Source organism: Pseudomonas juntendi (assembly GCF_009932375.1).
GTDB classification, from domain to species: domain Bacteria; phylum Pseudomonadota; class Gammaproteobacteria; order Pseudomonadales; family Pseudomonadaceae; genus Aquipseudomonas; species Aquipseudomonas juntendi.
Genome location: NZ_BLJG01000188.1, coordinates 1 through 1,716, shown reverse-complemented (window position 1 = coordinate 1,716; position 1,716 = coordinate 1). Strand labels below are relative to the sequence as shown.

Here is a 1,716-nt window from a genome sequence, read left to right as displayed (position 1 = left end):
GGAGTCAGGCTGTTTCTGTAAAGTCCACCAGGCGCACCGGGCGGCGGAAGCCGGCGGTCAGTACCGCCAGGTAGGCAAGACCCAGGGCAAACCAGCACAGGCCAATCACCAGCGTCAGTGCCGACAGGCTGGTCCACAGCCACAGAGCCAGCTCAGGCTACGCAAGGCTTGGAGCCCTTAATGCAACGTTCTCGATTCAGAAGGCAACTGGACCTGGATCAAGGCCGCCTCTAACAACGCCTTTAGCGCCTCGAGTTCATGTATCGTCGCCATGATCAGTACCGGCCCGGACAACTGGGATTGCAGCACCCCGCCTGCTGCGCAGCAGTTCGCGCGCACATCACGTACTCTGCGGGCTGGATGAGTTTGTCTTCGAGGGATGGTAAGTGCTGGGGGGCATCGGAGACGATCTTGAGCATGATGGAACGAACTGAATCGGTCTCGTCATTATTTGCTTTCTCATCATCCAGCTCCTAAAGTTTGAGGTGATGAAAAATAATTGAATATATTTTGTGATTTTATATGTCGAGCGCGTCACGGAGAATGTCTCGATCCTGCCGAAGGGTATAAAGGTTTCGACGGAGATTTTCAGGGACGCTCATGTTATTTCTCTCTAGAATGTCGATGATGGTGCTAAACCTATAATACATTGCCTCCTCTTGGTTAAGCTGAGCATTAAGGCGTTCAAATGCGACAGAAGGTGGTCGAGTGCTTACACGGCGAGACAGAAGTTCCAAAGGGTAAATTGGCGGGGCAGGTGGTTTTTCAAACTTACCGGAAGAGTCACGCGTTGGAGTTATGATGCGATGATGGCCTGGTGGTAGGTCACTGGTGTAACGCGGCAGTTTTGCGGTGTCATAGCGGGTATAGGGTGGTGGCGAAACAGGTGATGAAAATGCTTGTGGATGAGAGGAATAAGAGGGTGGCGCGTCTGTTAGATTAGGAGCGCTAAATTGGGATGGCCTGTCAAGGTTCATCACGATTTTTTCGTGTGTCGGAGGTTTTTGAAACTGTCGTCTTGCGATTAGTGCGCGCGCATTTAAACGGCCCGAATGGCCCGAAGGGTCAGTGTAGTTGATGGGGTCGCCATTGATATAACTGTACGCGTTCAGGCCTCCTATGCCAAAGGGGGCCAAGCTATCCGTTGCGATGAAGCGCATCAAGATCACGCTGTACGGCCTATATCCTAAGCCCAATATATATAGGCCCGTCATCGGGTCGGAAAGTTCGCCATTAAATCCGAGTAAGCTCTTATTTGTTGAGCGATGCACAGTATAGCCATAGGGTGTGTAGGCATACGATAGATTCATTTTCATTGGGGAGTACCAGTTTTGTGTACTATTGCTGAGAACACGAAGGTTTCAGTATTTCGGTAAAATGCTCATGGCGCCACTATTAAAAATATCAGGTGAAAAGGGCTGCAATGCGCTCCTGCAGTTATGTGAAAATCAGCCGGAACAAACCCCTGAATCACTAGTCCAATCGCTCGTTTCCCAGGCCATCCCGGCCCACGAGAGTCCCTCCCAATGAAAGCATTCACCCTGGCAACCCTGTTAACCCTGGCCGCAAGCCCGGTGTTCGCCTTCAACTTCAGCGACGCCGCCAACGCCGTATCCGCAATGCAGAACCAGCAACAGCAAGGCCAGGTACAGGCGCCCCAGGCGCAGGCCGATTTGCTCAACACCCTGGGCAGCCAGTTGAACATCACCCCCGAGC

The 1,716-nt window shown here is 52.3% G+C and carries 2 protein-coding genes and 2 pseudogenes; 1 reads left to right on the top strand and 3 read right to left on the bottom strand.

Annotated features, from left to right (window positions below; translation table 11 throughout):
- Positions 1 to 4: 4 nt before the first annotated feature.
- The 3 genes and pseudogenes from GYA94_RS20895 to GYA94_RS20890 form a co-directional block, all read right to left on the bottom strand.
- Positions 5 to 151: pseudogene (locus GYA94_RS20895) on the bottom strand (Putrescine importer PuuP); the annotation flags it as partial.
- 26 nt (positions 152 to 177) lie between these two features.
- Positions 178 to 419: pseudogene (locus GYA94_RS28320) on the bottom strand (hypothetical protein).
- Positions 420 to 518: 99 nt separating this feature from the next.
- Positions 519 to 1,310 carry an RHS repeat-associated core domain-containing protein gene (locus tag GYA94_RS20890; RefSeq protein ID WP_255326970.1) on the bottom strand — a complete coding sequence of 264 codons (792 nt, stop codon included), beginning with the start codon at positions 1,308 to 1,310 and terminating at the stop codon, positions 519 to 521.
- A gap of 216 nt (positions 1,311 to 1,526) precedes the next feature.
- On the opposite strand from GYA94_RS20890, the gene GYA94_RS20885 reads away from it, so the two are divergent.
- On the top strand, positions 1,527 to 1,716 hold a 190-nt coding region (locus GYA94_RS20885; protein WP_174824201.1), incomplete at its 3' end, for a DUF2780 domain-containing protein.

Excerpts from the sequence above, each read along its gene's own strand:
- GYA94_RS20890 (WP_255326970.1), bottom strand. The coding sequence starts at position 1,310 with ATGAATCTATCGTATGCCTACACACCCTATGGCTATACTGTGCATCGC.